Genomic DNA, 26,216 nt, shown 5'->3' with positions numbered 1-26,216 from the left:
GGGAGAACGCCATGTCGAACGCGACCTCCGCCGCCGCCTCCTGCCTCGCCGGCCTGCTGCTGGCCGGCGCGGCGATGACCGCCGCCGCCCAGGATTTCAAGCCCGGGCTGTGGGAGATCAAGCAGAAGCCCGAGCTCGATCCGCAGCGCCAGGCGCAGATGGAGCAGATGCAGAAGCAGATGGCCGCGCTGCCGCCGGAGCAGCGCAAGCAGCTGGAATCGATGATGTCGAAGAACGGCGTCAGCATGAACTTCCAGGGCGGCGAGCTGACGCTCAAGTCCTGCGTGACGCGGGAACAGGCGGACCGCGCCGGCATCCCGAAGACCGAAGGCAAGTGCGAGCACGACAGCAAGCGCACCGGCGACCGGATGCTGGTCAACTTCCGCTGCACCAACCCCGCGTCCGAGGGCACGAACGAAATCACCTTCCTGGGCACCGACCATTACCGGACCAGGAGCGAGGTCCGCGTGCAGCGCGACGGCAAGACCGAGGTGCTGCGCTCCACCGGCGAGGCGCGCTACCTCGGCGCCGACTGCGGCAGCCTCAAGCCGCAACCGCAGCCTCAGGGGCCGAGCCAGGGCGGCAAGCCTTGAGCGAGCCGGTCGTCCCCGCCGGCGCCGAGCGCGCCGACGCCGGCAGCCTGTGCGACGTCGCCGGGCTGAAGCTCGGCCACTACACCCATCCGTCGGCGCCCACCGGCTGCAGCGTCGTGCTGTGCGAGGCCGGCGCGACCGCCGGCGTCGATGTGCGCGGCGCCGCGCCCGGGACGCGCGAGACCGACCTGCTGCGTCCCGAGAACACGGTCCAGCAGGTCCACGCGCTGCTGCTGAGCGGCGGCAGCGCCTTCGGCCTGGCGGCCGCGGACGGCGTGATGCGCTGGCTGGCCGAACGCGGCCACGGCTTCCCCGTCGGCCAGGTGCGCGTGCCCATCGTGCCGGCGGCGGTGATCTTCGACCTGTGGCGCCACGACGCGGCGACCGCGCCGGATGCCGCCGCGGGCCGCGCGGCCTGCGATGCGGCCTCTGCGGCAGAGCACGCGCGCGGCCCGGTCGGCGCCGGCACCGGCGCGACGGTGGGCAAGTTGCTGGGCGTGGACCGCGCGATGCCCGGCGGCCTGGGCATGGCCTCGCTGCGCCTGGGCGAGGTGACGCTGGCGGCGATGGTCGTGGTGAACGCGGTGGGCGACGTCGTCGACCCGCGCGGCGGCCAGGTGCTCGCCGGCCCGCGCGGCCCGGACGGCCGCGCCTGCTCGACGGTTCAGGCCCTGCTGGACGGCGAGCGTCCCGGCCGCGCGCTGCAAGGCAGCGCGACGACGATCGGCCTCATCGCCACCGATGCCCGCCTGACCAAGCCCCAGGCGACCAAGCTGGCGCAGATCGCGCACGACGGGCTGGCCCGCGCGATCCAGCCGGTGCACACGGTGATGGACGGCGACGTGCTGTTCGCGCTGGCGACCGGCGCCGCCGAGGTCGACGGCGACATGACGTTGCTCGGCGCGCTGGCCGCCGAGGTCGTGGCCCGGGCCGTGGTGGACGCGGTCCGGCCGGGCTGACGGACGACCGGAGGGCGGGCGGCCCCGCGGCCGCGGCGACAATCCCGCCCCATGAGTTCGAGTTCCCCCACCCCCGCCAAGGCCGCCAAGCCGGTCGCCATCGCGCAGATCCTCTTCAGCCAGGGCTTCGGCACCCGCCGGCATTGCGCGGCGCTGGTCGAGCACGGCCTGGTGTCGGTCGCCGGCGAGCTCGTCGAGGACCCGCGGCAGGCCTTCGACACCACCGGCCTGGTCTTCGAGGTCGAAGGCCAGGCCTGGCCGTATCACGAGAAGGCGCTGATCCTGCTGCACAAGCCGGCGGGCTACGAGTGCTCGCGCAAGCCCAGCCACCATCCGAGCGTGTTCTCGCTGCTGCCCGAGCCGCTGCGCAACCGCGACATCCAGCCGGTGGGCCGGCTCGACGAGGACACCACCGGCCTGCTGCTGCTGACCGACGACGGCCCGCTGCAGCACAAGCTCACCAGCCCGAAGTACCACGTGCCCAAGCTCTACCAGGCGAGCTGCAAGGCCGAGCTGGACGAGGGCCAACTGCGCCGCCTCGTCGAGGGCGTGCTGCTGGAGGAGCGCAATCCCAAACTGGCCGAGGAGCCGGTGCGCGCCGTGTCCGCCGAGCGCCTGCCCGACGGCCGCCTGCAGATGGCGCTCACCGAGGGCCGCTACCACCAGGCCAAGCGCATGGTCGCCGCGGTCGGCAACCGGGTGCTGGCGCTGCACCGCCAGCGCATCGGCGCGCTGGACCTGCCGGCCGAGCTGCCGTCCGGCGGCTGGATCTGGCTCGACGAGCACCAACGCGAACTGGCGATGACAGATCCGGCGTCGGGATCAGGATCCGGACCGGCTTCGGCCTAGACCTCGAGCCGGATGGGCGTCAGGCGCCCACCGGCACCGCGCCTGCGCACGAGGACCGGACGGTCCCCGGGAAGTCCCCGAGCCTCGCCGCTCACGACCTTCGGTAGAAACGCCCCACTTGGACGCCGCCCGCGAAGCGGCGCCACCGATCTGGAGGGCGGTCGGCCGGAATCCTCGACGGCCGGGTCGTATGGGAGTGCCTGAAATCAAACATCACGGGGATCCTGGCGGCGCCAGCGTGGCCATGCAGGTGCGGGCGGAACGCCTGACCAGCCTGCAGGCGCGCGTGGCGATGCCGGCCTGCGTCGGCGGGCTGTTCAGCCTGCTGCCGGTGGCGCTGCTGTGGTCGCACCTGCCGGCCGTGGACCTGCTCGGCTGGCTGGCGGCGCGCTGGGGCATCTCGGCCTGGCGCGCGCTGGAAGCCCGCAGCTTCCTGCGGCTGCCGCTGGCCGAGCGCGCCTCGCCGGGCCGGGAGCGGCGCTACCTCGTCGGCCTGGGGCTGGACGGCCTGGCCTGGGGCGTGATCGGCGCCCTCTTCGCCACGCCCAACCTGCCGGAGATCGACGGCGCGGTCATGACCACCCTGGTCGGCCTGGTCGCCTTCACCATGGTGTCGCTGGGCCACTGGGCGCGCGGGCAGGCGCTGTTCGCCTCGCTGGTGATCGCGCCGCTGGCGATCCGCCTGGCGCTGCAGGGCGGCACCACCGGCTGGCTCAGCGCCGGTGGGCTGACGATGTTCTGGCTGCTGACGGTGCTCGAGTCGCGCCGCATCGAGGCGCGCACGCTGGAGCTGCTGCGGCTGCGCTTCGAGCAGGCCCGGCTGGCCGAGCAGCGCCGCCTCGCGCTGGACGCGGCGGAGGAAACCAGCAGCAGCAAGAGCCGCTTCGTCGCGGTGATGAGCCATGAGATCCGCACGCCGCTGAACGGCATCATCGGCATGGCCCAGCTGCTGGAGCGCGGCGAACTCAGCCCGCAGCAGCGCGAGCAGGTGGAGATCGTGCGCCGCTCCGGCCGCCACCTGATGACGCTGGTCAACGACATCCTGGACCTGGCGCGCATCGAGTCGGGCAAGCTGGTCGTCGAGGCCCGCCCCTTCGACCTGCGCGAGGTCGCCGGCGACGTCGGCCGCCTGCTGGGCGAGACGGCGCGCGCCAAGGGCCTGGCCTTCTCGCTGACCGTCGCGCCGCAGCTGCCGGCGCGCGCGATGGGCGATGCCTCGCGCATCCAGCAGGTGCTGCACAACCTGGTCGGCAACGCGATCAAGTTCACCGACCGGGGCAGCGTCGACGTCGAGGTCTCGTCGGTGCTGGACATGCGCGCGGGCACGCTGCTGCGCTTCGCGGTCAAGGACACCGGCGACGGCATCCCGGCGGACCAGCTCGAGCGCATCTTCGCCCCGTTCGAGCAGGCCGGCCGCGCCGGCGACCACCGCGCGCGCCGCGATGGCGCGGGGCTGGGGCTGACGATCTCGCGCGAACTGGCGCGCGCGATGGGCGGCGACCTGCGCTGCGCATCGGCGCCCGGCCAGGGCTCGGTGTTCGAGTTCACCCTGCCGCTGCAGGTGGTCTCCCCGGCGCCGTCCTCGACGGCGCTCGCCCCGTCCGCCGCACTGCCTGGATCGGACGCGCCCGCCGCATCGACCGAGCCCGCGGCCTCGACCGCGGCGCCGCTGCCGCGGCTCGAAGGCCGCGTGCTGCTGGTCGACGACAGCCCGGTCAACCTGCTTGTCGCCACGACCATGCTGGAGCGCTGCGGCCTGCGCGTGACGCCGGCGGAACACGGCCGCGACGCGCTCGATCAGCTGCGCGCGCAGCGTTTCGACCTGGTGCTGATGGACTGCCAGATGCCGGAGCTCGACGGCTATGCGGCCACCGTCGCCTGGCGCCAGGAGGAGGCGCGCCGGCTGCTGCCGCGCACGCCGGTGGTCGCGCTGACCGCCAGCGCCATCGACGACGACCGGGCCCGCTGCCTGGCCAGCGGCATGGACGGCTACCTGGTGAAGCCGTTCGAGATCGACGAGCTGCTGGCCGTCGTCACGCAGCACCTGCGTGGCCCGGCGGCCTCGCCCTCGGCGCAAGCCGCACCACCGGCCGCCGCCGCGGCCTGACGGGCGGCGCCCGGCCGGCAGATAATCCCGGCCCATGCACGTTTTCCGAGGCTTCCACCATCCCGGCGTCGCGGCGCACTGCGCGCTGACGATCGGCAACTTCGACGGTGTCCACCGCGGCCATCAGGCCATGCTGGCGCTGCTGCTGTCCGAGGCCCGCCACCGCGGCCTGCCGACCTGCGTGCTGACCTTCGAGCCGCACCCGCGCGACTTCTTCGCCAGCAAGCTCGGCAAGCCCGAACTGGCGCCGGCGCGCATCGCCACGCTGCGCGACAAGCTGCAGGAGCTCGAGCGCTGCGGCGTGGACCAGGTCGTGGTGCTGCGCTTCGACGAGGCGCTGGCCTCGCTGCCGGCGCAGGACTTCATCCAGCAGGTGCTGGTCGAGGGCCTGGGCGCGAAGTACGTGCTCGTCGGCGACGACTTCCGTTTCGGCGCCAAGCGCCAGGGCGACTACGCGACCCTGGACGCCGCCGGGCAGCGGCTGGGCTTCGACGTCGCCCGGATGATGAGCTACGAGGTGCATGGGCTGCGGGTGTCGAGCTCGGCCGTGCGCGAGGCGCTGGCCGCCGGCGACATGGACGGCGCGGCGCGGCTGCTGGGCCGGCCGTATGCGATCTCCGGCCATGTGATCCACGGCCAGAAGCTGGGCCGCCAGCTGGCCGAGACCGCGCCCGGCCGCGGCGACGGCTTCCGCACGCTGAACCTGCGCTTCGACCACGACAAGCCGGCCGCGCACGGCATCTTCGCGGTGCGGGTGCACGGCATCGACGGGGACGAGGGCCCGGCGCTGGACGGCGTCGCCTCGCTGGGCGTGCGCCCCACCGTCGAGGACGCGGGGCGGGTGCTGCTGGAAGTCCACGCGCTGGACTGGCCGGCGGACCTGGCCGCCCGCCTGGGGGCCGCGGAGGCCTACGGTAAACTCGTGCGCGTGGAACTCCTCCAAAAACTGCGCGATGAAGCCCGTTTCGACGGGCTTGATTCGTTGACGGCCGCGATCCGCGAAGACGTCCGTCAGGCGCGCGAGTACTTCGCGCAACAGGCGGCCACCCACGCCGCCGTCCGCCGTCAGACCACCCGCGACCGAATTTGAAGGGCTGACCGCCCTCCCCTGCGCTCAGCCGGCGCGCGGCCCAGTGCATCCCACCTCGCCGCCTCCGCGCCCTTCTCTTCATGCCTCGCCGCCCCGCGCACGCCGGGGCTGCCCTCTTCGATTGCCGCTGCCATGACCGACACGTCCAAGCCCGACTACCGCGCCACGCTCAACCTGCCCGACACGCCCTTCCCCATGCGCGGCGACCTGCCCAAGCGCGAGCCGGGCTGGGTCAAGGAATGGGAGGACCAGGGCGTCTACCAGCGCCTGCGCGTGGCGCGCCAGGGCAAGCCCAAGTTCGTGCTGCACGACGGCCCGCCCTATGCCAACGGCCAGATCCACATGGGTCACGCGGTCAACAAGATCCTCAAGGACATGATCGTCAAGGCGCGCCAGCTCGAGGGCTTCGACGCCGCCTACATCCCGGGCTGGGACTGCCACGGCCTGCCGATCGAGAACCAGATCGAGAAGACCTTCGGCCGCGGCCTGCCGCGCGACGAGGTGCAGGCCAAGAGCCGCAAGTACGCCGGCGAACAGATCGACCAGCAGCGCGCCGACTTCAAGCGCCTGGGCGTGCTCGGCGACTGGGACCACCCCTACCGCACGATGGACTTCAAGAACGAGGCCGGCGAGATCCGCGTGCTCAAGCGCCTGTTCGAGCGCGGCTTCGTGTACCGCGGCCTCAAGCCGGTGTACTGGTGCTTCGACTGCGGCTCCTCGCTGGCCGAGTTCGAGATCGAGTACGCCGACAAGCAGTCGCCCGCCGTCGACGTGGCCTTCCTGAGCGCCGAGCCGGACAAGCTGGCGGCGGCCTTCGGCCTGCAGAAGCTCGACAAGGACGCGTTCACCGTCATCTGGACGACCACGCCCTGGACCATCCCCGCCAACCAGGCGCTCAACCTGAACCCCGAGCTGCCCTATGCGCTGGTGGACACCGAGCGCGGCTACTTCGTCGTGGCCGAGGCGCTGGTCGAGAAGTGCCTGGCCCGCTGGGGCATCGAGGGCCGGCAGGTCGCCGTGACGCCGGGCAAGTCGCTGGAGCTGCTGAAGTTCAAGCACCCGCTGGCCCACGTGCATCCGGGCTTCGACCGCGAAAGCCCCGTCTACCTGGCCGACTACGCCACCGCCGACGACGGCACCGGCGTGGTCCACTCGGCGCCGGCCTACGGCGTGGACGACTTCAACTCGTGCATGGCGCACGGAATGACGTTCAAGGACATCAAGAATCCGGTGCAGGGCAACGGCGTCTATGAGGCCGAGTTGCCGCTGTTCGGCGGCCAGCACATCTGGAAGGCCAACCCGGTCATCGCGCAGGCGCTGCAGGATGCCGGCCGCCTGATGGCCCAGAGCAAGATCAGCCACAGCTACCCGCACTGCTGGCGCCACAAGAGCCCGGTGATCTACCGCGCCGCGGCGCAGTGGTTCGTGCGCATGGACGAAGGCGACGGCGTGTTCACCGTCGACAAGGCGGAGAAGACGCTGCGCCAGCTGGCGCTGGACGCCATCGAGCAGACCAGCTTCTATCCGGAGAACGGCCGCACCCGGCTGCACGACATGATCGCCGGACGGCCCGACTGGTGCATCTCGCGCCAGCGCAGCTGGGGCGTGCCGCTGCCGATCTTCCTGCACAAGGACAGCGGCCAGCCGCATCCGAAGACGCTCGAGTTCATCGAGCGCGCCGCGCAGTTGGTCGAGGCCGGCGGCATCGAGGCCTGGTCCAAGCTCGACCCGGCCGAGTGGCTGGGCGCCGAGGCCGAGCAGTACTCGAAGGGCCAGGACATCCTCGACGTGTGGTTCGACTCGGGCTCCACCTTCCAGCACGTGCTCAAGGGCTCGCATGCCGGCGCGGCGCACGAGACCGGCCCCGAGGCCGACCTCTATCTCGAGGGCCATGACCAGCATCGCGGCTGGTTCCACTCGTCGCTGCTGATCTCGTGCGCGATCAATGGCCGCGCGCCCTATCGCGGCCTGCTGACCCACGGCTTCACCGTGGACAGCCAGGGCCGCAAGATGAGCAAGTCGCTGGGCAACGGCGTCGATCCGCAGGAGACCAGCAAGTCGCTGGGTGCCGAGATCATCCGGCTGTGGGTGGCGGCATCGGACTACTCGGGCGACATCGCCGGCGACAAGAAGATCCTGGACCGCGTGGTGGACGGTTACCGCCGCATCCGCAACACGCTGCGCTTCCTGCTGGCCAACACCTCGGACTTCGACGCCGCCCGCGACGCCGTGCCGATGGACCAGCTGCTCGAGGCCGACCGCTATGCGCTGGCGCGCGCCGCGCAGTTCCAGGAGGAGATCCTGGCGCATTACCAGCGCTACGAGTTCCACCCGGTGGTGGCCAAGCTGCAGGTCTACTGCTCGGAGGACCTGGGCGCGTTCTACCTGGACGTGCTGAAGGACCGCCTGTACACCAGCGCGCCGAAGTCGGCCGCGCGCCGTTCGGCGCAGACCGCGCTGTGGCACATCACCCACGCGATGCTGCGCTGGATGGCGCCGTTCCTGAGCTTCACCGCCGAGGAAGCCTGGAAGGTCTTCGCCGGCAAGCAGGCCGGCGACACGATCTTCACCGAGACCTTCTGGTCCTTCGGCGTCGCGCATGACGACGGCCTGATCGCCAAGTGGAACCGCATCCACGAGGTCCGGGACGCGGTGAACAAGGCGATCGAAGCGGTGCGCACGACCGGCGCGATCGGCTCGTCGCTGCAGGCGGAGATCACGCTGGGCGTGAACGGCGAGGACCTGGCGCTGCTGAGCAGCCTGGGCGACGACCTGAAGTTCGTGCTGATCACCTCGGCCGCGAACGCGGTGCTCGCCGATGAACTGAGCATCACCGTGACGCCGTCGACGCACCAGAAGTGCGAGCGCTGCTGGCACTACCGCGCGGACGTCGGCGCCAATCCGGCGCATCCCACGATCTGCGGCCGCTGCGAGAGCAACCTCCACGGCGACGGCGAGACGCGCACGGTGGCCTGAGCCTGCGCGCATCGACGGCAAGGCCGCCGAGCCCCTGCGGGCCGGCGGCCTTTCTCATGGTCGCGCGGGTCGGCGCGTCGCCGCGGGCGATCCCGCGGGATCGGCGTGGGGTCAGAGCGTGTCGACGTTCAACCCGACACCGATCAGCTCACGGCGTGTGCCGCCGGGTCCGCCGCGCGCCTCCAGGAACACGCGTCCCCGATAGAGCCCCGCCGGCAGGCCCGGATTGTCGCCCTCGACGAACTGCAGGCTCACCCGCGACAGCCGGCGCCCCTCGCAATCGACCGTCGCTGCCATCGGCATCGGCGCGCAGGCGCCGGCAGTCGCCGGCCGCCGGAACGCGCGCAGCACAAGGGTCCGATCCCGGCCTTCCAGCACATCCCTCACCGTCACGATGACGCGACTCGAGGGCTGCACGCCGCCGGGCGCCTCCCCATCGCGATGCGCACGCGTCTGGACGGGCAGCGCGACACGCACTGGCGAGCCGTCTTGCGCGGAAAGCAGCCCCGCCAGATCCGGCGACTCGTAGCCACGGCTCGCCGTGACGGTGCCTGCGGTCAGGTGCCCGATCCGCAACCGCAGCGGGAAGCGCTCGCGATAACGCCCGTCGCTCGTGCCGACCGCCTCGATCTCGATCTGGCCGACATAGCTGCCTCGCATCAGTCCGGGGTTGTCTTCCGCATGGAAGGACACCGTCAGGCGGGCGCCCCGCCGCTCGCCGCACGTGGTGTCGTCCTCCATCCGCGAGGCCCAGCCGCAACCGGTCTCGCGCTGGCCGCGCAGACGGATCTCGGCCCGGTGGCGCGTCAGTTCGTCCTCCACGACGGCCTGGATGACGCTGTAGCCCGAGGCGCCGGAAGTGGCGGGCTCGGCAGGCCCGGTGGCCCCGGTCTGCGCCGGCACGAGATAGACCACCGTGCCGCTCGAGACGTCTTCCGAGTGATCGCGGGAAACGAACGGGGCGCCGGCGCCGACGCTGAGGCGGTCGCTCAAGGTGCGGATGCCGGGGAAGACGCCTTTCACCCAGTGGACGAGCGCCGCCATGCGAGGGCCTTCCGAGCCACGCCAGCCCTTGTCACGGGCGCTCGCCGTGGCGACGACATGCCAGTAACCCCAGCGCGCCTGCCAGAAGGCACCGCCGCTGTCGCCCGAGGTCAGCGTGAACCAGCGATCGGTGTCGCCGGTCGGCTGATAGCCGACGGTGAACCGCTGCCGCGCGCGCCCGGTCGCGCGGCCGGGCGCACGGGCCCAGAGGCGCCCGGCGCGGTCAATCGACCGGGTGCCGACATGCCAGGCGCCATAACCGACGAACTCGGTGACCGCCCCCACGGGATGGGCGCTGGCGACGGGGTCGTCGTCGAGGTCGTCGAGCAATGGCGGCGTTTCCGACGCCAGCGGGCGAGCCGTCCGGCGCGGCAGCCGCAGGATCGCCAGGTCGCTGTCGCTGGCGCTGCCGTCCTGCTCAACCGCGTCGCCGTCCTGCGACGGGCGCGGCATCGGGATGAAGGCCAGGCCTCGCCCTTCATGCCTCGACGGGAGACGGCTGCTCAACGTCACCGGCCCCAAGGACCGGGCCCAGGGGGCGTGCCGGAAATCACTGGCCACGCAATGCGCCGCGGTCATGACGAAGGCATGCTGCTCGTCTTCGCCGAGCCAGGTCGCGGTGCAGTCGCGGTCGGTGCCGGGAAAGCGCAACTGGCCCACGTTGCGGAACCTGGGCCGGAGGCTCTCCCGCTCCAGGGGGGTCTGCACCAGGTGCAGGAAGGACAGCGGTTCGTCGAGCCGGCCACCGAGGGCCTCGAACCGCTGTTCGTTGATACCGATGGCGAGGGCCTTGGTGGCCGCCGCTGCCGTGGCGATCGCGATCGCCGCTCGTTGGATCCTGGTGCTCATCGTCGCTGCCTGTGCTCTTGGAGACAGGCAGCGATCGTGTTGAGACCCCTTCTAAACCGGGATCGCTATTGCAGGTCGTGGCGGCTCAGGCGCCGACCTCGTTAGGTGGGTCTGGCCATCAATCCTTGCTACTCAACCCTCGCATCCAGACCAAACCGTCGGAGGTGCCACCTGCGACATCGCCCCGCCGCGGCCGGTACTCGCAGCCGATCCAGCCGTCCCAGCCGGTGGCCGCCGCGATCTCGTCGATTGCAGCCAGCGCGCCGCGCCAGTCCAGCGAGCCCACGTCCGGCTCATGCCGGCCCGGCACGCCGGCGATCTGGCAATGCGCGACACGACCCGTCGGCAGCCAGCGCCGCACCTGCACGACCACATCCCCCTCGACACGCGCGCAGTGGTACAGGTCCATCTGGACCCTCAGATGCGTCGCACCAATGCGATCGACGATCGCATGCGCCTCCTCCTGGCGCTGCAGCAGGTAGCCCGGCATGTCGTGCGGATTGATGGGCTCGATCATCAGCGTCACGCCCGCGCGTGCGCCCTGCTCCGCCGCCCAGCGCAGACCCGCCTCGTAGCGCGCGAGCGCGGCATCGCGCGAAACATCCGGCGGCAACACCCCCGCCAGCACGTGCAGCCGCGGCGACCCCACCCGGCTCGCGTAATCCAGCCCGCGCTCGATCGAATCTCGAAAGTCAGCCTCCCGCCCCGCCAGCGACGCCAAACCACGTTCACCCGACGCCCAGTCGCCCGGCGGGGCATTGATCAACACGACCTCAACGCCCGCCGCATCCGCCCGCGCTCGCAAGTCAGCAGCCGGCACGTCGTACGGGAACAAACACTCCACAGCCGCGAACCCGTCGCGGGCTGCAGCAGAGAAACGGTCGAGGAACGGGAGATCCTGGTACAGGAAACCTAGGTTGGCTGCGAATCGAAGCATGCGGCGTAGTGTCACCGAGCCCGCGCAAAACTGCCCGAGGCCGGCGGCGGAGCCCGCTTTCGGCGCTCAACTCGCTCTGCTCACCTTCGGCTCGCGACGCTCAAACAGAACGCGCCTGGTCAGTTATGGAAGCGGGCTCCGCCGCCGGCCTCGGGCAGTTCTGCGCCCCCCCCACGAAGAACGGCCCCGGAGGGCCGTTCTGGAAAAGTGCGTCGGGCGTTGGCGTCAGCAGCAGCGGCCCGTGCGGGCGCTGTAGCGAGCCTCCTGGCGCTCGAGGAAGAAGGCCTCGTAGCTCAGGGGCTCATCGTCAGGATGCGTGCGCGCCATGTGCGCCAGGTAGGCACCATAGTCCGCGCCAATCAGCTGCTGACGCACGCCACGGGCCATGTAGCGGCCCGCCTGCAGCATGTCCGACGCAGCGGACAACGCCGCCTGCGCGGCGTCCGCAGCCACCTGCTTAAGCATGGCCGCCCGCCACCGCGCCCTCAGGCATGCGCTCGAACGGCGTCTCCTGCACCGTGGGCTTGCGCTCGGCACGCGCCTTCAGCACCGCCTTCACGCTGTACACCAGCACGCTGATCACGACGAACATGAAAAGGCCGCACAGCGCAGCATCCAGCCGGTCATTGAAGATCACCCGCTCCATCGCCTCCAGGCTCTTGGCCGGCGCCAGGACCTTGCCCGCCGCCAGGGAATCAGCGTACTTCGAGGCATGCGCCAGGAAGCCCACCTTCGGATCGGCACTGAAGATCTTCTGCCAGCCCGCCGTCATCGTGCACACCAGCAGCCAGGCCGCCGGCACGATCGTGGTCCACGCGTAACGGTCCTTCTTCATCTTGAACAGCACCACCGTGCCCAGCAGCAACGCCACCGCCGCCAGCATCTGGTTGGCAATGCCGAACAGCGGCCACAAGGTGTTGATGCCGCCCAGCGGATCCACCACGCCCTGGTACAGGAAGTAGCCCCAGGCCGACACGCACAGGCCCGTGGCGATCAGGTTGGCCGGCAGCGATTCGGTGCGCTTGAGCGCCGGCACGAAGGTGCCCAGCAGGTCCTGCAGCATGAAGCGGCCCGCCCGGGTGCCCGCGTCGACCGCGGTCAGGATGAACAGCGCCTCGAACAGGATCGCGAAGTGGTACCAGAAGGCCATCATCGCCTTGCCACCCACGACCTGATGCAGGATGTGCGCCATGCCCACCGCCAGCGTCGGAGCGCCACCGGCGCGCGCCAGGATGGTGTTCTCGCCGACGTCCTTGGCGGTCTGCACCAGCATCTCCGGCGTGATCACGAAGCCCCAGGTGGAGAGCGTCGCCGCCACCGTCTCGGGCGTGCTGCCGACCAGCGCGGCCGGGCTGTTCATCGCGAAGTAGACGCCCGGCTCGATGCACGAGGCCGCCACCAGCGCCATCACCGCCACGAAGGATTCGGCCAGCATGCCGCCGTAGCCGATGAAGCGCGCGTTGACCTCGTTGTCCAGCATCTTGGGCGTGGTGCCCGAGCTGATCAGCGCATGGAAGCCCGACACCGCGCCGCAGGCGATGGTGATGAACAGGAAGGGGAACAGGTTGCCCGACCAGACCGGGCCGTTGCCGGCCGCGAACTGGGTGAACGACGGCATCTGCATCGGCGGGGCGACGACCACGATGCCGATCGCCAGCGCGATGATCGTGCCGATCTTCAGGAAGGTGGAGAGGTAGTCGCGCGGCGCCAGCAGCAGCCACACCGGGATGCAGGCGGCGACGAAGCCGTAGCCGATCAGCATCCACGTCAGCACCTTGCCGTCGTAGGTGAACATCGGCGCCCAGGTCGGGCTCTCATGCACCCACTGGCCGGCGACGATCGCCAGCATCAGCAGCACGAAGCCGATGACGGAAACCTCGCCGATGCGGCCCGGACGGATGAAGCGCAGGTACACGCCCATGAACAGCGCGACCGGGATCGTCGCCGCGACGGTGAAGGTGCCCCAGGGCGAGTGCGCCAGCGCCTTCACCACGATCAGCGCCAGCACCGCCAGGATGATGATCATGATCATGAACGCGCCGAACAGCGCGATGACGCCGGGCACCGTGCCCATCTCCTGCTTGACGAGGTCGCCCAGCGAGCGGCCGTCGCGGCGCGTGGAGATGAACAGCACGATGAAGTCCTGCACCGCGCCGGCGAAGATCACGCCGGCCAGGATCCACAGCAGGCCCGGCAGGTAACCCATCTGCGCCGCGAGCACGGGGCCGACCAGCGGGCCCGCGCCGGCGATGGCGGCGAAGTGATGGCCGTACAGGACGTACTTGTGGGTGGGGACGAAGTCCAGCCCGTCGTTGTACTTCCAGGCGGGCGTCTGGCGGGTCGGGTCCAGGCCCAGGACCTTGGTCGCCAGGAAGAGGCTGTAGTAGCGGTAGCCGATGAGGTACACGCAGATCGCGGCGACGACGACCCACAGGGCGCTCACCGCTTCTCCGTTGGCGAGCGCCACGGTGGCCAGGGCGAACGCCCCGAGGATGGCCACGCCCGCCCAGGCGAGGTGGCGACTCAAGTTCGACATCGATGTCTCCTTATTGGGCGCGCACCGACGGACGAGTGGGACCTGGCACGCGAGCTCTGTTTGCCGCGGCAGTTTCCATGCCCGTGCGCTTCCCCACATCCGTCGAGCGGACTAGTCCACCGGCGTAGGAGCGCTTAAGTGGAAACCCTCGGCGGCGCGGCGATCGCCCCTCGGGGCGAGGCCCGCGCAGCCCGTCAGACCTCGTCGCGATGCGGGCCGCGGGCGTGCTCGACCGCGTAGCGGATCAGCTCGGCCTGGCCCTCGAGCTCGAGCTTGCGCTTGATGTTCTGGCGGTGCGTCTCGACGGTCCTCACGGAGAGGTCGAGCGCCTTGGCGATCTGCTTGCTCGATTCGCCGCGGCCGAGCGCGGAGAGGATTTCGCTCTCGCGCGGCGAGAGGATGGGCCGCGGCTGCTGGCTGCGGAACATCCGCTTGGATACGCCCGGGCTGAGGAAGGTGCCGCCCGCCGCCACGGCGTCGATGGCGGCGACGATCTCGCCGGCCGGCGCGTCCTTGAGCACGTAGCCGCGGGCGCCGGCCTGCAGCGCGCGCTGCACGTACTCGGGGTTGTCGTACATGCTGTACATCAGCACGCGCAGCTCGGGCACGCGCTCCAGCATGGTCTGCGCCAGCTGGATGCCGTTGTGCCCCTTCAGGCCGACGTCCAGCAGCACGACTTCCGGCTGCGTGGCGATGAGCATCATCATGGCCTCCTCCGCGTTGCCGGCCTCGCCGACGACGAGGTAGCGCGGCTCGCCCTGCAGCCGCGAGCGCACGCCCTCGCGCACCAGCGGATGGTCGTCGACCAGCAGGAGGCGCACGGGCGTGGCCGTGCCGGGGGCGGAGAGGCGCTCGGGGCTCATGGGGCGGGATTGTCGCGCGCCAGACGCCGGATCGCCGCGGCGCTCACCAGCGCCTCGATCTGGGTGCCGTGTCCCGGGCTGGTCTGCAGGTCCAGCGCGCCGCCGACCGAGGCCATGCGCTCGCGCATGTTGCGCAGGCCGATGCCCAGTCGCGGATCGGCGCGCTCGGCGGCCTCGGGGTCGAAGCCGTCCCCGTCGTCGAGCACCCGCAGCAGGACGCCGCCGGGCTCGCCGCGCGGATCGTCGGGCGCGAACTCGAGCGCCATCTCGACCCGCGCCGCGCCCGCATGCTTGGCCACGTTCGTCAGCGCCTCCTGCGCGACGCGGAACAGCACCGTGTTGAGCAGCTCCGGCAATTCGCGCGGCTCGCCGGCCACGCGCATCGCGACCGGCACCGCGCCGCCTTCGTCGAACTCGCGCGCCAGGTGCTCGAGCGCCGCCGGCAGCCCCAGGGTGTCGAGCAGGGCTGGCCGCAGCCGGTGCGAGAGGCCGCGGACCTCGGTCAGGCTGGCGTTGAGGCGCTCCAGCGCGCGGGGCAGCAGCGCGGTCGAGCCGGCCTGCTGCGCCGATTCGATCAGCAGCTTGGTCGACACCAGCGTCTGGCTGACGCCGTCGTGCAGCTCGCGCGAGAGGTGGGCCCGCTCTTCCTCCTGCGAGCGCACGACCTCGTGCGCCAGCGCGCGCAGCTTGGCCTCGGACTGGCGGTGCTCGCTGAGGTTGAGCGCCAGCGCGCAGGCGCTGATCAGCGCCACGCCGAAGAGCGCGATCGCCGCGATGCCCCACATCGTGCGGGCGATGTTGGCCTGCGCCTCCCGGTCGAGCTGCTCCAGCGTCGCGCGGATGCCGTCCAGGTAGAGCCCCGTGCCCAGCATCCAGTTCCAGCGCTCCATCGCCACGACGTAGCCGAGCTTGGGCGCGCGCTCGCCGCTGGACGGTTTGCGCCATTCGTAGTCGACATAACCGCCGCCGGCCTTGGCCTGCGCGACCAGTTGCTGGATGGTCGGCCGCCCCTGCGCGTCGCGCAGGCCCCAGAGGTTGCGCCCGACCAGTTCCGGCTGCCGCGAATGCATCAGCACCCGGCCCTGCAGGTCATAGACGAAGAAGTAGCCGTCCTCGCCGTAATCCAGCGCGGACAGCAGCCGCAGCGCCTCGCGCTTGTCGCGCTCGACGTCGGCGTCGCTGGTCCGGGCGGCCAGCGCGGGCGAGCGCTCGTATAGCGGCTGCAGCGTGCTGACGGCCAGCTCGACGTAATGGCGCAGCTCGTCGCGGCGCGCGTCCATGTAGGCGCGCTGCACGGCGGCGTGCTCGCGCTGGAGCAGCTCGCGCTCCTGCTGGCGTACCGCCACCGCGATCAGCAGCAGCGAGGCGACCAGCGGCAGCAGCGCCAGCAGCAGGATCTTCAGGCGGAGTCTCATCGGGTCCTCTTCGGGCCCGCACTGTAGCCGCACGGCGCGCCCGTGGCGGACGCTACAGTTGCGGGTTTCGCGCCCGCGCCTTCCCTACCCGCAGCAGCCATGGCCACCAAGTCCCCGTCCTCGTCGAACAACCGCCTGATCCAGTGGCTGGCCATCGCCCTGCTGGTGATCGTGGCCGATCAGTTCACCAAGGTCCTGATCCTGCACAGCTTCCAGTACGGGGACAGCCACTACGTCCTGCCCTTCTTCAACCTGGTGCGGGTCCACAACACCGGCGCGGCCTTCAGCTTCCTGGCCGGCGCCTCGGGCTGGCAGCGCTGGTTCTTCGTCGGCCTGGGCGTGGCCGCCGCGGTCTTCATCATCTGGATGCTGCGCCGCCACGGCCACCAGACCCAGTTCGCCTGGGCCCTCAGCCTGATCCTGGGCGGCGCGGTGGGCAACATCGTCGACCGGCTGCTGCATGGCTACGTCGTCGACTTCATCCAGCTGCACTGGGCCGGCTGGTACTACCCGTCGTTCAACATCGCCGACAGCGCCATCACCATCGGCGCCGTCCTGCTGATCTGGGACGAGCTGCGCCGCGTCAAGCGCGGCTGATCCGCGCCCTGCCCCCTCCACCCCAGGGTTCCTCCGGAGAAACGAGGCTGGCGTTCCGGCGCCCGCCTGCGTAGCCTTGTCGACATCGAGGGCCGCGTCACGCATGCGCGGCTCGGAGGGACTCCACCGGGCGACATCGGCCCGCCATCCGGCGAGCGCCGCGGCAGTGCGCGCGCGACGCGACGGCGGGCGCTCTTCACGCACTGGCGCGGGGCCGCGCACGGCCGCGCGGGGGACGTGACGAAGTGGACATCGCGACCATGGACAGGACACGGCCGGCGGCGACAATCCGCTGCGACCAAACGTAACCAGAACAGGGCCTCGCCCCCATGCTCGACTTCTCCTGCCTGACCCACTATGACTGGCTCGATGTGCCCATGTGGGTCTACGACCAGGAGCGTCAGCGCAACCTGTGGGCCAACGCCGCGGCGCTGGCCTTCTGGCGGGCGGACAACGCCGAGGAGTTCCTCTCCCGCGACCTCAGCGACATGAGCCCCTCGGTGGCCGAGCGGCTGGCCGTGACCGCCGCCGACCACACCCAGGGCAAGCTCGTGCGCGAGCAGTGGACGCTCTACCCCAAGGGCCAGCCCACCACGGTGATGCTGGTCTCCCGCGGCATCCGCACCCCCGACAAGCGCCAGGTGATGCTGTTCGCCGCCGACTCGCTGGTGAGCGGCGTCGACAAGAGCCTGCTGCGCGGCGTCGAGGCGCTGCAGCACACCTCGGTGCGCATCGCCGTGTTCTCGCTGCGAGACGGCAGCGTGCTGATGCGCAACCCGGCCGCGGCGATGTGCTTCAACGGCCTGCGCAAGACCATCGGCGCGACCGACTTCAGCGCCATCTTCCCCGAGCCCGACCTGGCGCGCCGCATCATGGCGCAGGTGCGTGGCGGCCAGACCTTCGGCGCCGAGCTCGAGATCAACACCGCCAACGGCCGACGCTGGCATGCCGTCGACGCGCGGCCGATGCGCGATCCCGTCAGCGGCGAGGTGGTGCTGCAGCTCAACGCCCGCGACATCGGCGACTTCAAGGCGACGCAGGCGCAGCTCGAGGCCGCGCGCGAGGCCGCCGAGGCCGCCAGCCAGGCCAAGAGCTCCTTCCTGGCCAACATGAGCCACGAGATCCGCACGCCCATGAATGGCGTGCTGGGCCTGACCGAGCTGGTACTGCAGACCGAGCTCAACGAGCGCCAGCGCAAGTTCATCGAACTCGCGCACAGCTCGGCCAAGGGCCTGATGGTCATCATCAACGACCTGCTGGACATCGCGAAGATCGAGGCCGGCCGCGTGATCATCGACCAGGCCCCGTTCAGCCTGCACGACTGCCTGCGCGAGGCGCTGCATCCGCTGCTGCTGCAGGCGCACGAGAAGGGCCTGCAACTGCATGCGCGGGTGCAGCCCGGCGTGCCGCAGCACCTGCTGGGCGACGCGCTGAGGCTGCGCCAGATCCTGGTGAACCTGGTCGGCAATGCGCTCAAGTTCACCGAGCGCGGCGAGGTCCGCGTCGACATCCAGCGCATCGACGCCGACGAGCCGCTCCACGCCGGCCCGCTGCGGCTGCGCATCGCGGTGCATGACACCGGCATCGGCATGACGCGCGAGCAGATCGCGCAGATCTTCAGCCCGTTCACGCAGGCCGACGGCAGCATCACCCGCCGCTACGGCGGCACCGGACTGGGCCTGACCATCGTCAAGCGCCTGGTCGAGCTGATGGGCGGCGAGGTGCAGGTGGAAAGCCAGCCCGGCGCCGGCTCCTGCTTCAGCTTCGAGGTCAAGGTCTCGCAGCCGCTGGTGCTGGACGAGGTGCTGCGCACCGAGACCGTGGACGTCGATGTCCACGAGACGACCGCGGGGGCGCTCGACGACGAGGCCGCCACCGACTTCGGCGCGGACACCGTGCCGGCGGGGCTCGACGAGCTGCCGCCGCCGCGCCGCGTCGTCACCGACGCGGGCGGTCCGCAGGCGCTCACGGACACGCGCCGGGCCACGCTGACACCGGCGCGGACCGACGCGCGGGACGAGCGCAGCGCCAACGAAGCGCTGCTCGACGCGGAGACGGTGGCCGCCGACCTCGACGGCCCGATCACCGCGTCCGGTTCAAACCAGCAGCACGCCTGAGCCGGTGGTCGTGCGGGCCTCCAGCTCGAGATGGGCGCGCTGGACCTCGTCGAACGGATAACGCTGCTCGACCTCGATCCGCACCGCGCCGCGCTCGACCGCGGCGAACAAGTCGCCGGCGATCTCCTGCGTGGTCTCGAGCGAATCGAGGTGCACGAACAGCGAGGGCCGCGTGAGGTACAGCGCCTTGGCCGACAGCGCGCCCAGCGCCACCGGCGGGACCACGCCCGAGGCATTGCCGAAGCTCACCATCAGCCCGAACGGCCGCAGGCTGGCCAGCGAGCCTTCCCAGGTCGAGGCGCCGACCGAGTCGTAGACCACCTTCACGCCGCGGCCGCCGGTGATCTCCTTGACCCGCTCGGCGAAGTTCTCGGTCGCGTAGTTGATCGCGAACTCGGCGCCATGGTCGAGCGCCAGGCGGCACTTGGCGTCGCTGCCGGCGGTGGCGATCAGCCGCAGCCCCAGCGCCTTGGCCCATTGGCACGCGATCAGCCCGACGCCGCCCGCCGCCGCGTGGAAGAGCACGTGGTCGCCCGGCTGCAGCCCGCCCTGGGGCAGCGTGCGGCGCAGCAGGTACTGCACCGTCATGCCCTTGAGCATCATCGCGGCGCCCTGCTCGAAGCTCAGGAAGTCCGGCAGCTTCACGACGCAGCGGGCCGGCATCACGCGCGCGGTCGCGTAGGCGCCGATGGGCTGACTCGCATACGCGGCGCGGTCACCGGGGCGCAGGTGGGTGACGCCCTCGCCCACCGCCTCGACGATGCCCGCGCCTTCCATACCCAGGCCGCTGGGCAGGGGCAGCGGATAGACGCCGCTGCGGTGGTAGATGTCGATGTAGTTCAAGCCGCAGGCCGCGTGGCGGATGCGGATCTCGCCCGGGCCGGGGTCGCCGACCTGGACCGGCTCGATCGTCAGGACTTCCGGTCCACCAGCTTGCGAGATGCGCACGGCTCTGTCGCTCATCGGGGTTCTCCTCATGGGGGGATGTCGCTCGCGCGTCGCCCGACGCGTCGATTGCGGCTATCGTGCCAGCCTCCCGACCGACGCGCATCGCCGCGATGAGCTTGACCCCACGCCTGGCCCTGATGCTGACCCTGCCCCCGCTGCTGTGGGCCGGCAACGCCGTGGTCGGGCGCTCGGTCGGCCCGCTGGTGCCGCCGCTGCTGCTCAACGCGATGCGCTGGACGCTGGCCTTCGCGCTGCTGCTGCTGATCGCCCGCCCGGCGCGCGCGCTGCTGCAAGACCTGGCCCCGCTGCGGGCCCGCTGGGGCTACTTCGCGCTGACCGGGCTGCTGGGCATGGGCTGCTACAACGCGCTGCAGTACCAGGCGCTGCACAGCTCCACCGCGCTCAACGTGACGCTGATCGCGGCCAGCCTGCCGGTGTGGATGCTGGCGGTGGGCGCGCTGCTCTATCGCGTCTGGCCGACGCGCCGCCAGCTCGCCGGGGCGCTGCTGTCGCTCGGCGGCGTCGCGCTGGTGATCTCGCGCGGACACCTGGAACGCCTGGCACAGGTGCAGTTCGTGCGGGGCGACCTGCTGATGCTGCTGGCCGTGCTGACCTGGGCCTTCTACAGCTGGCTGCTGGCGCGGCCGCCCGCCCACATGCAGGGCGAGCGCCGGCCCGACTGGGACTGGTCCGCGCTGCTGATGGCGCAGATGCTGTTCGGGCTGGTCTTCAGCTGGGCCTCGGCCGGCGCGGAGCAGGCCATCGGCGTGCCCCCGGTGCGCTGGGGCTGGCCGATGGCGGCGGCGCTGGTCTACGTGGCGGTCGGGCCATCGCTGATCGCCTACCGCTGCTGGGGGCTGGGCGTCGCGCAGGCGGGGCCGACGCTGGCCGCCTTCTTCGGCAACCTGACGCCGGTGTTCGCGGCGCTGATGTCGGCGGCGCTGCTGGGCGAATGGCCGGCCTGGTTCCACGGCGCGGCCTTCGCGCTGATCGCGGCGGGGATCGTGGTGTCCTCGGGCCGGCGCTGAAGTCGGAAGCCGCTCGCGGCGTCACGGCGCCAGCGGCACCCACACGCCGTTGAGGACCAGACCGCGCGGCGCCGTCCGGACCGGTTCACGGGGCACCGCGCTCACGTCCCGCGCTTCGACGTCGACGACGTCCCGTTCCGCTCGCCCCATCAGGCGCGTCGACCTGCCGACCGCATCGCCGGCACCGACGCGCGCGCGGCGCTCGACGCGCTCCAAACGCACGACGCGTTCGACACGCTCGACGCGTTCGACGCATTCAATGCGCTCGACGATCTCGATCCGGTCGCGGGGCATGGGGACGATCCGACGCCGAAAGGCGGGGTGGTGACGACCGGCCCATTCTTCGGCGCCGACCGGATCGGTTCCATCCCCTTCATGCGCCAAATGCGCGATCTACCCACCTCTCTAGGTGGGCGACTAGCAATGGCTTGCTAGTCCGCCACTCGATACGCGGCCCCCCGCTCCAGACGGGGCCGAATCACTCCCGCTTCAGAAGGTGCCCGGATAGGCACCGCCGTCCAGCAGGATGTTCTGCCCGGTCAGGTAGCCGGCGTGGGCCGAGCACATCAGCGCGCAGATCGCGCCGAACTCCGCGGCGCTGCCGAAGCGCTGGGCCGGGATCGCGCCCATGCGCTTGGCGCGCACGTCGTCGATCGGCTGGCCGGACTTCTGCGCGCCGGCGGCCAGGGTCTTCTGCAGGCGTTCGGTATCGAAGGCGCCCGGCAGCAGGTTGTTGATCGTGACGTTGCGGCCGGCGATGCGCGGCTGGCGCGCGATGCCCGCGACGAAGCCGGTCAGGCCGGAGCGGGCGCCGTTGGACAGCCCCAGCACGTCGATCGGCGCCTTCACCGCGCCGGAGGTGATGTTGACGATGCGGCCGAAGCCGCGATCGGCCATCTGGTCGACCGTCGCCTTGATCAGCGCGATCGGCGTCAGCATGTTGGCGTCCAGGGCGGCGAGCCACTGTTCGCGGTCCCAGTCGCGGAAATCCCCGGGCGGCGGACCGCCGGCGTTGTTGACCAGGATGTCGACGCGCGGCGCCGCGGCCAGCGCGGCGGCGCGGCCGGCCTCGGTGGCGATGTCGCCGGCAACGGCCACGACCTGCACGGCGGGGTTGATCGCGCGCAGCCGCGCGGCCTGCGCCTGCAGGGCTTCCTCGCCGCGCGCGGTGATCACCACGTTGACGCCCTCAGCGGCCAGCGCCTCGGCGCAGCCCGCGCCCAGGCCCTTCGAGGCCGCGCATACCAGGGCCCACTTGCCCGAAAGTCCCAAGTCCATGTCGATCTCCGTCGTCGTGTCGATGCCGGCGCGATTGTGCCGAGAACGTCCTCTCCCCATGGGGAGAGGGGAAGAGAGTCACCGACGCTGGCGCGCCAGCAGCCACACGCCGCCCAGCACCAGCACCGTGCCCGCGACGACCCAGCCGGTGAGCGGCTCGTCGAGGATGAGCACGCCCATCAAGATCGTGGACATGGGCCCCACCATGCCGGTCTGCGCGGCGACACCCGCCCCCAGGCGCTCGATGGCCATCATCACCATCAGCACCGGCGCGAAGGTGCAGGCCAGCGCGTTCAGCGCCGACAGCCACCACACCGCCGGCGCCAGTTCAGCCAGTCCCGAGACCGGCCGCGTCAGCAGGAACTGCGCGATGCAGAAGCCGCAGGCCACCGAGGTCGCCAGGCCGGTGAGCCGCATCGCGCCCAGGCGCTGGACCCATTCCCCGCTGTAGACCAGATAGAGCGCGTAGGACACCGCGCTGCCGAAGACCAGCGCGCCGCCGAGCCACACGTTGGCGCCCGCGACCTGGAGCTCATGCCCGAACACCAGCAGCACGCCGGCGTAGCTCACGGCGAGCGCGCCGGCCTGGCGCAGCGTCACGCGGCGACCGAACATCGCCCACGACAGCAGCAGCACGAGGGTCGGGTTGAGGTAGAGGATGAGGCGCTCGAAGCTGGCGCTGACGTAGGCCAGGCCGGCGAAGTCCAGGAAGCTGGCCAGGTAGTAGCCGCTGAAGCCCAGGCCCAGCACCGCGAGCTTCTCTCGCCCCGTCAACGCGGGTTTGCCGCGACCGGCCCACCAGGCCAGCGCGAGGAACAGCGGCAGCGCCAGCAGCATGCGCAGCATCAGCAGCGTGATCGCGTCGACGCCATGGCGGTAGGCGAGCTTCACGATGATGGCCTTGCCCGAGAAGCCGATCGCGCCGCCGACGGCCAGCATCAGGCCCGGCAGCGGCGCGCGCGCGCCGTGGGCATCGGGACGGGCGACCGGGACCGCCGGTGTGGGGCTGCTCATGGCGGACGATTCTAGGAATCGAGGCCGGCCCCGCTTTCGCGAAGGGGCAATGGATGATTGCCAGCCGTTCGTCTCTGTCCGCACCGCGCCCGTCGTCCTCGCCCTTCGCCCTCGCCGAGCCGCTGGTGCCACGCGCGCCGCGCTCGTGTCCCCTCCCCTGTCCCTTCCCGCGTGAATAGTTGTGCCGCCTGCCGCCGCCGTGCGGTGGCGCGCTCAAGACCTGCCCCCGCACGCCGATGACCGGAAGCGCCTGCCGCCATCGAGCGGGAGGCGCCGTGGGGATGGCAACGACAAGGGGCAGCGCGCCGACGGGCGCGACAAGGCCTCGGACCTGAGAGGGACCCTGCATGAGATACACCGAGAGCATCGCCGCCAGCGCGCAGGCGCTGCGCGCCGCCTTGCCGCTGATGTCGAGGCAGCGCGCGGCGCTGCACCCCGTCACCTACGCGGTCTGGTACGAGCACGTGACCGCGATGAACGGCGCGCTGAGCCGCGAACTGATGAGCCTGACCCAGGACGGCGCGACGCTGGACGAGCCGCAGACCTGGGCGCTCTACCGCCGGCACATCGCCGAGCTGGACGAGCAGATGGCCGCGACGCTGGCGCGGGACGTCGGCGAGGTGCTGCGCGGCGTGTCCGACTGCACCGACCAGGCCGGCCAGCAGGTGCAGCACTACGCACGCGCGCTGCAGGGCTGGGAGCGCGCGCTGCGCGAGGCCGCGCCGGGCCAGCACGTGGCGGTGCTGGCCGCCGCGCTGCAGGGCACGCGGGACATGCGCCACGCGGTCGACAGCCTGGTGACTCGCCTGGAGGCCAGCCGCCAGGAGGTGGCCTCGCTGCGCCAGGAGGTCCACCGCGCCCGCAGCGAGGCACTGCTGGATCCGCTCACCGGGCTGAGCAACCGCCGCGGCTTCGACCGCGCCCTGGCCGACTGCGTGCGTTGCCCCGAGGCCGGCACGCCGACCGCGCCCTGCCTGCTGCTCGGCGACGTGGACGACTTCGCCGCCCTGCGCGAGCGCCTCGGCCCGGCGCGCCTGGACGAGGCGCTGCGCCAGGTCGCCAACACGGTGCGCAGCATCGCGCAGAGCCACCACCTGGCCGCGCGCCTGGAAGACGACGGGTTCGCGCTGCTGATCCCGGGCGCCGGCCTGCACGAGGCCTACACCCTGGCCGAGCAGCTGCGGCACGGCGTCGGGCAGCTGCAGGCGGACGCGGAGCGCCGGCTCAGCCTCTCGCTGGGCGTCACGCAGCTGGGCGACGGCGAGACGGCGCGCGACTTCCTCGGCCGCGCCGACCAGGCGCTGCGCTCATCCCGCGCGCAGGGCCGCAACCGGGTCACCGTGCTGGCCGCGGATGAGCGTTTCGCCGCATGAGGCCGCCTTCCCCGGTGCGTATCATCGGCCGTCACAAGGGTGGGACAGAGGGACGGACGTGGCCCTGATGAAGACTTCGTTGCGCAGCGCCGTGATCCTGGCGCTGCTGGTGGGCCTGGCCCTGCCGACCGGCGGCGTGCTGCTGTACGAGCAGCAGCTCAGCCGCCGCGTCGTGATGGAGGACCTGCAGCGCGACCTGTCGCGCGTGTCGGAGGTGCTGGCGCTGTCGCTGGCCGAGCCGATCTGGCAGGTCTCGCCCGACCTGGCCGAACCCATGGTCAAGGCGCAAGTGGAGGACCCGCGCTTCGTCTCGGTCGTCGTGACCGAGAACTCCGCCCAGCAGGCCTTCGTCGAGTTCCACCGCGGCTCGCCCGACGACGCGATGACGCTCAGCGAGACCCGCACGGTGATGCGCGACGGCCGCGAGATCGCCAAGCTCACCGTCGTCATGAGCGCCGAGCCGCTGATGGCGCGCAAGCGCGCCGACCTGTGGAACGCGCTGTGGCGCAGCCTGCTGACGCTGACGGTGTCGCTGGCGCTGATCCTGGTCGTCATGCAGCGCCGCGTGCTGCGCCCGATCGATCGCCTGTCCGGCGCGGCCGACGAACTGGCCTCCGGCCAGCTCGACAAGCCGCTGGAGCTCGGCGGCGAGGACGAGATCGCGCGCGTCGGCAAGGCGATGGAGCGCATGCGGCTGGCGCTGCTCAAGGCCTTCGACGACCTGCGCGGCCATGCCAGCACGCTCGAGGACCAGGTGGCGCAGCGCACCGCGCAGCTGACCGAGGCCAACGCCGAGCTGACGCAGGCGCTGGCCAACCTCAAGACGGCGCAGCGCGAACTGGTGGAGTCGGAGAAGCTCGCTTCGCTGGGCCGCCTGGTGGCCGGCGTCGCGCATGAGCTGAACACGCCGCTGGGCAACGCGCTGACCGTGGTCTCCGCGCTGGAGGACCGCTGGAACAAGCTCGACCGCATGCTGGCCGACAACACGCCGATGCGCCGCAGCCAGCTCGAGGAACTCGTCAAGGACACGCGCCGCGGCCAGGACATCCTGCACCGCAACGTGCAGAAGGCCGCAGACCTGGTGCGCGACTTCAAGCAGGTCGCCATCGACCAGACCAGCGACACGCGCCGCGACTTCGAGCTGAGCCAGGTGGTCGAGGACGTGCTTGTCATGGTCGAGCCCAGCTTCAAGCACACGCCCTTCCGCATCGTCACCGAGCTGCGGGAGGACCTGCGCATGAACAGCTATCCCGGCGCGCTCGGCCAGGTGCTGACCAACCTGCTGATGAATGCGCTGGTGCATGCCTTCGAGGGCAGCGAGCGCGGCCAGGTGACCGTCAGCTGTCACCGGCTCGACGACGGCCAGGTGGAGCTCAGCGTCAGCGACGACGGGCGCGGCATGGACGCCTCGGTCGTGCGGCGCATCTTCGATCCGTTCTTCACGACCAAGCTCGGCAAGGGCGGCTCGGGCCTGGGCATGCACATCGTCCACAACATCGTGACGAATGTGCTGGGCGGGCAGATCGAGGTGATCTCGCAGCCCGAGGAAGGCACGCGCATGGTGATGCGCCTGCCGGTCGACGCGCCGCTGCGCGCCACCGGCGAGGACCGGATCGCCTGATCCGTCCTCCGTTCGTGGACGT

Annotated in this window: 21 protein-coding genes; 11 read left to right on the top strand and 10 right to left on the bottom strand. The window is 71.3% G+C overall.

All coding sequences use genetic code 11. From position 1 onward, the window contains the following. Positions 1 to 11 precede the first annotated feature (11 nt). The 6 genes from BM393_RS06245 (at position 12) to ileS (ending at position 8,574) form a co-directional block, all read left to right on the top strand. Complete coding sequence (locus BM393_RS06245; protein WP_091723582.1) at positions 12 to 593, top strand: DUF3617 domain-containing protein; 582 nt, start codon at positions 12 to 14, stop codon at positions 591 to 593. Beyond that, positions 590 to 1,552, top strand: a complete 963-nt coding sequence (locus tag BM393_RS06240) for a P1 family peptidase (protein WP_091723580.1) — start codon at positions 590 to 592, stop codon at positions 1,550 to 1,552. The genes BM393_RS06245 and BM393_RS06240 overlap by 4 nt, the downstream gene beginning before the upstream one ends. 51 nt (positions 1,553 to 1,603) lie before the next feature. Then, on the top strand, positions 1,604 to 2,401 hold the full coding sequence (locus tag BM393_RS06235) for a pseudouridine synthase (RefSeq protein WP_091723577.1): 798 nt from the start codon (positions 1,604 to 1,606) through the stop codon (positions 2,399 to 2,401). A gap of 196 nt (positions 2,402 to 2,597) precedes the next feature. Beyond that, complete coding sequence (locus BM393_RS06230) at positions 2,598 to 4,508, top strand: ATP-binding protein (protein ID WP_141225244.1); 1,911 nt, start codon at positions 2,598 to 2,600, stop codon at positions 4,506 to 4,508. Between the two features lie 34 nt (positions 4,509 to 4,542). Then, the gene (locus BM393_RS06225) at positions 4,543 to 5,598 is read left to right on the top strand and encodes a bifunctional riboflavin kinase/FAD synthetase (RefSeq protein WP_091723573.1); all 1,056 of its coding nucleotides are present in this window, start codon (positions 4,543 to 4,545) and stop codon (positions 5,596 to 5,598) included. A 132-nt stretch (positions 5,599 to 5,730) separates the two neighbouring features. Continuing rightward, a complete protein-coding gene (ileS, locus tag BM393_RS06220) occupies positions 5,731 to 8,574 on the top strand; it encodes an isoleucine--tRNA ligase (protein ID WP_091723570.1) in 2,844 nt (947 codons plus the stop codon). A gap of 111 nt (positions 8,575 to 8,685) precedes the next feature. On the opposite strand, the gene BM393_RS06215 is transcribed toward ileS, so the two are convergent. The 6 genes from BM393_RS06215 to BM393_RS06190 form a co-directional block, all read right to left on the bottom strand. Continuing rightward, positions 8,686 to 10,467: a serine protease gene (locus tag BM393_RS06215; protein ID WP_091723567.1), complete on the bottom strand. Its 1,782-nt coding sequence runs from the start codon at positions 10,465 to 10,467 to the stop codon at positions 8,686 to 8,688. A gap of 118 nt (positions 10,468 to 10,585) precedes the next feature. Further along, positions 10,586 to 11,404: a hydroxypyruvate isomerase family protein gene (locus tag BM393_RS06210; protein ID WP_091723565.1), complete on the bottom strand. Its 819-nt coding sequence runs from the start codon at positions 11,402 to 11,404 to the stop codon at positions 10,586 to 10,588. A 225-nt stretch (positions 11,405 to 11,629) separates the two neighbouring features. Continuing rightward, complete coding sequence (locus BM393_RS06205; RefSeq protein WP_091725110.1) at positions 11,630 to 11,812, bottom strand: YbdD/YjiX family protein; 183 nt, start codon at positions 11,810 to 11,812, stop codon at positions 11,630 to 11,632. 49 nt (positions 11,813 to 11,861) lie between these two features. Continuing rightward, a complete protein-coding gene (locus BM393_RS06200; RefSeq protein WP_091723562.1) occupies positions 11,862 to 13,940 on the bottom strand; it encodes a carbon starvation CstA family protein in 2,079 nt (692 codons plus the stop codon). Positions 13,941 to 14,134: 194 nt separating this feature from the next. Beyond that, a complete protein-coding gene (locus tag BM393_RS06195; RefSeq protein WP_091723560.1) occupies positions 14,135 to 14,803 on the bottom strand; it encodes a response regulator transcription factor in 669 nt (222 codons plus the stop codon). Further along, entirely contained in the window at positions 14,800 to 16,218 is a 1,419-nt protein-coding gene (locus BM393_RS06190; protein WP_091723558.1) for a cache domain-containing protein, read from the bottom strand. The genes BM393_RS06195 and BM393_RS06190 overlap by 4 nt, the downstream gene beginning before the upstream one ends. Before the next feature lie 99 nt (positions 16,219 to 16,317). Here BM393_RS06190 and lspA point away from each other — a divergent pair, with 99 nt between their 5' ends. Together lspA and BM393_RS06180 are read left to right on the top strand one after the other, a co-directional pair. After that, positions 16,318 to 16,815: a signal peptidase II gene (gene lspA / locus BM393_RS06185; protein WP_091723555.1), complete on the top strand. Its 498-nt coding sequence runs from the start codon at positions 16,318 to 16,320 to the stop codon at positions 16,813 to 16,815. Positions 16,816 to 17,144: 329 nt separating this feature from the next. Further along, the gene (locus BM393_RS06180; RefSeq protein ID WP_091723553.1) at positions 17,145 to 18,932 is read left to right on the top strand and encodes an ATP-binding protein; all 1,788 of its coding nucleotides are present in this window, start codon (positions 17,145 to 17,147) and stop codon (positions 18,930 to 18,932) included. Here the strand turns inward: BM393_RS06180 and BM393_RS06175 are convergent. Beyond that, positions 18,912 to 19,895: a quinone oxidoreductase gene (locus tag BM393_RS06175; RefSeq protein ID WP_091723551.1), complete on the bottom strand. Its 984-nt coding sequence runs from the start codon at positions 19,893 to 19,895 to the stop codon at positions 18,912 to 18,914. The two genes, BM393_RS06180 and BM393_RS06175, sit on opposite strands and share 21 nt — an antisense overlap. Before the next feature lie 95 nt (positions 19,896 to 19,990). Between BM393_RS06175 and BM393_RS06170 the strand changes: the two genes are divergently transcribed. Further along, entirely contained in the window at positions 19,991 to 20,908 is a 918-nt protein-coding gene (locus BM393_RS06170) for a DMT family transporter (RefSeq protein ID WP_091723547.1), read from the top strand. A 21-nt stretch (positions 20,909 to 20,929) separates the two neighbouring features. On the opposite strand, the gene BM393_RS06165 is transcribed toward BM393_RS06170, so the two are convergent. From BM393_RS06165 to BM393_RS06155, 3 genes are all read right to left on the bottom strand, one after another. Then, positions 20,930 to 21,202 carry a hypothetical protein gene (locus BM393_RS06165; protein WP_091723545.1) on the bottom strand — a complete coding sequence of 91 codons (273 nt, stop codon included), beginning with the start codon at positions 21,200 to 21,202 and terminating at the stop codon, positions 20,930 to 20,932. Between the two features lie 195 nt (positions 21,203 to 21,397). Beyond that, a complete protein-coding gene (locus tag BM393_RS06160) occupies positions 21,398 to 22,186 on the bottom strand; it encodes an SDR family oxidoreductase (RefSeq protein ID WP_091723542.1) in 789 nt (262 codons plus the stop codon). Positions 22,187 to 22,264: 78 nt separating this feature from the next. Continuing rightward, a complete protein-coding gene (locus tag BM393_RS06155) occupies positions 22,265 to 23,200 on the bottom strand; it encodes a DMT family transporter (protein ID WP_091723540.1) in 936 nt (311 codons plus the stop codon). Between the two features lie 347 nt (positions 23,201 to 23,547). Between BM393_RS06155 and BM393_RS06150 the strand changes: the two genes are divergently transcribed. Next, entirely contained in the window at positions 23,548 to 24,573 is a 1,026-nt protein-coding gene (locus BM393_RS06150; protein WP_091723537.1) for a GGDEF domain-containing protein, read from the top strand. Positions 24,574 to 24,640: 67 nt separating this feature from the next. Then, entirely contained in the window at positions 24,641 to 26,194 is a 1,554-nt protein-coding gene (locus BM393_RS06145; protein ID WP_141225243.1) for an ATP-binding protein, read from the top strand. Positions 26,195 to 26,216: the final 22 nt, after the last annotated feature.

The organism is Mitsuaria sp. PDC51, from assembly GCF_900113225.1.
Classification (GTDB): domain Bacteria; phylum Pseudomonadota; class Gammaproteobacteria; order Burkholderiales; family Burkholderiaceae_C; genus Roseateles.
Note: the sequence above shows the minus strand (reverse complement) of the source record. Positions and strands in the feature narration are given on the sequence as shown.

Bases quoted from the DNA above. Each gene is read 5' to 3' on its own strand.
- BM393_RS06180 (WP_091723553.1), top strand. From the start codon at position 17,145: ATGCTCGACTTCTCCTGCCTGACCCACTATGACTGGCTCGATGTGCCC.
- BM393_RS06195 (WP_091723560.1), bottom strand. From the start codon at position 14,803: ATGAGCCCCGAGCGCCTCTCCGCCCCCGGCACGGCCACGCCCGTGCGC.
- BM393_RS06205 (WP_091725110.1), bottom strand. From the start codon at position 11,812: ATGCTGCAGGCGGGCCGCTACATGGCCCGTGGCGTGCGTCAGCAGCTG.
- BM393_RS06245 (WP_091723582.1), top strand. From the start codon at position 12: ATGTCGAACGCGACCTCCGCCGCCGCCTCCTGCCTCGCCGGCCTGCTG.
- BM393_RS06170 (WP_091723547.1), top strand. From the start codon at position 19,991: ATGAGCTTGACCCCACGCCTGGCCCTGATGCTGACCCTGCCCCCGCTG.
- BM393_RS06235 (WP_091723577.1), top strand. From the start codon at position 1,604: ATGAGTTCGAGTTCCCCCACCCCCGCCAAGGCCGCCAAGCCGGTCGCC.
- lspA (WP_091723555.1), top strand. From the start codon at position 16,318: ATGGCCACCAAGTCCCCGTCCTCGTCGAACAACCGCCTGATCCAGTGG.
- BM393_RS06215 (WP_091723567.1), bottom strand. From the start codon at position 10,467: ATGAGCACCAGGATCCAACGAGCGGCGATCGCGATCGCCACGGCAGCG.
- BM393_RS06190 (WP_091723558.1), bottom strand. From the start codon at position 16,218: ATGAGACTCCGCCTGAAGATCCTGCTGCTGGCGCTGCTGCCGCTGGTC.
- BM393_RS06175 (WP_091723551.1), bottom strand. From the start codon at position 19,895: ATGAGCGACAGAGCCGTGCGCATCTCGCAAGCTGGTGGACCGGAAGTC.
- BM393_RS06165 (WP_091723545.1), bottom strand. From the start codon at position 21,202: ATGCCCCGCGACCGGATCGAGATCGTCGAGCGCATTGAATGCGTCGAA.
- BM393_RS06225 (WP_091723573.1), top strand. From the start codon at position 4,543: ATGCACGTTTTCCGAGGCTTCCACCATCCCGGCGTCGCGGCGCACTGC.
- BM393_RS06155 (WP_091723540.1), bottom strand. From the start codon at position 23,200: ATGAGCAGCCCCACACCGGCGGTCCCGGTCGCCCGTCCCGATGCCCAC.
- BM393_RS06150 (WP_091723537.1), top strand. From the start codon at position 23,548: ATGAGATACACCGAGAGCATCGCCGCCAGCGCGCAGGCGCTGCGCGCC.
- BM393_RS06160 (WP_091723542.1), bottom strand. From the start codon at position 22,186: ATGGACTTGGGACTTTCGGGCAAGTGGGCCCTGGTATGCGCGGCCTCG.
- BM393_RS06200 (WP_091723562.1), bottom strand. From the start codon at position 13,940: ATGTCGAACTTGAGTCGCCACCTCGCCTGGGCGGGCGTGGCCATCCTC.
- BM393_RS06210 (WP_091723565.1), bottom strand. From the start codon at position 11,404: ATGCTTCGATTCGCAGCCAACCTAGGTTTCCTGTACCAGGATCTCCCG.
- BM393_RS06145 (WP_141225243.1), top strand. From the start codon at position 24,641: ATGAAGACTTCGTTGCGCAGCGCCGTGATCCTGGCGCTGCTGGTGGGC.
- ileS (WP_091723570.1), top strand. From the start codon at position 5,731: ATGACCGACACGTCCAAGCCCGACTACCGCGCCACGCTCAACCTGCCC.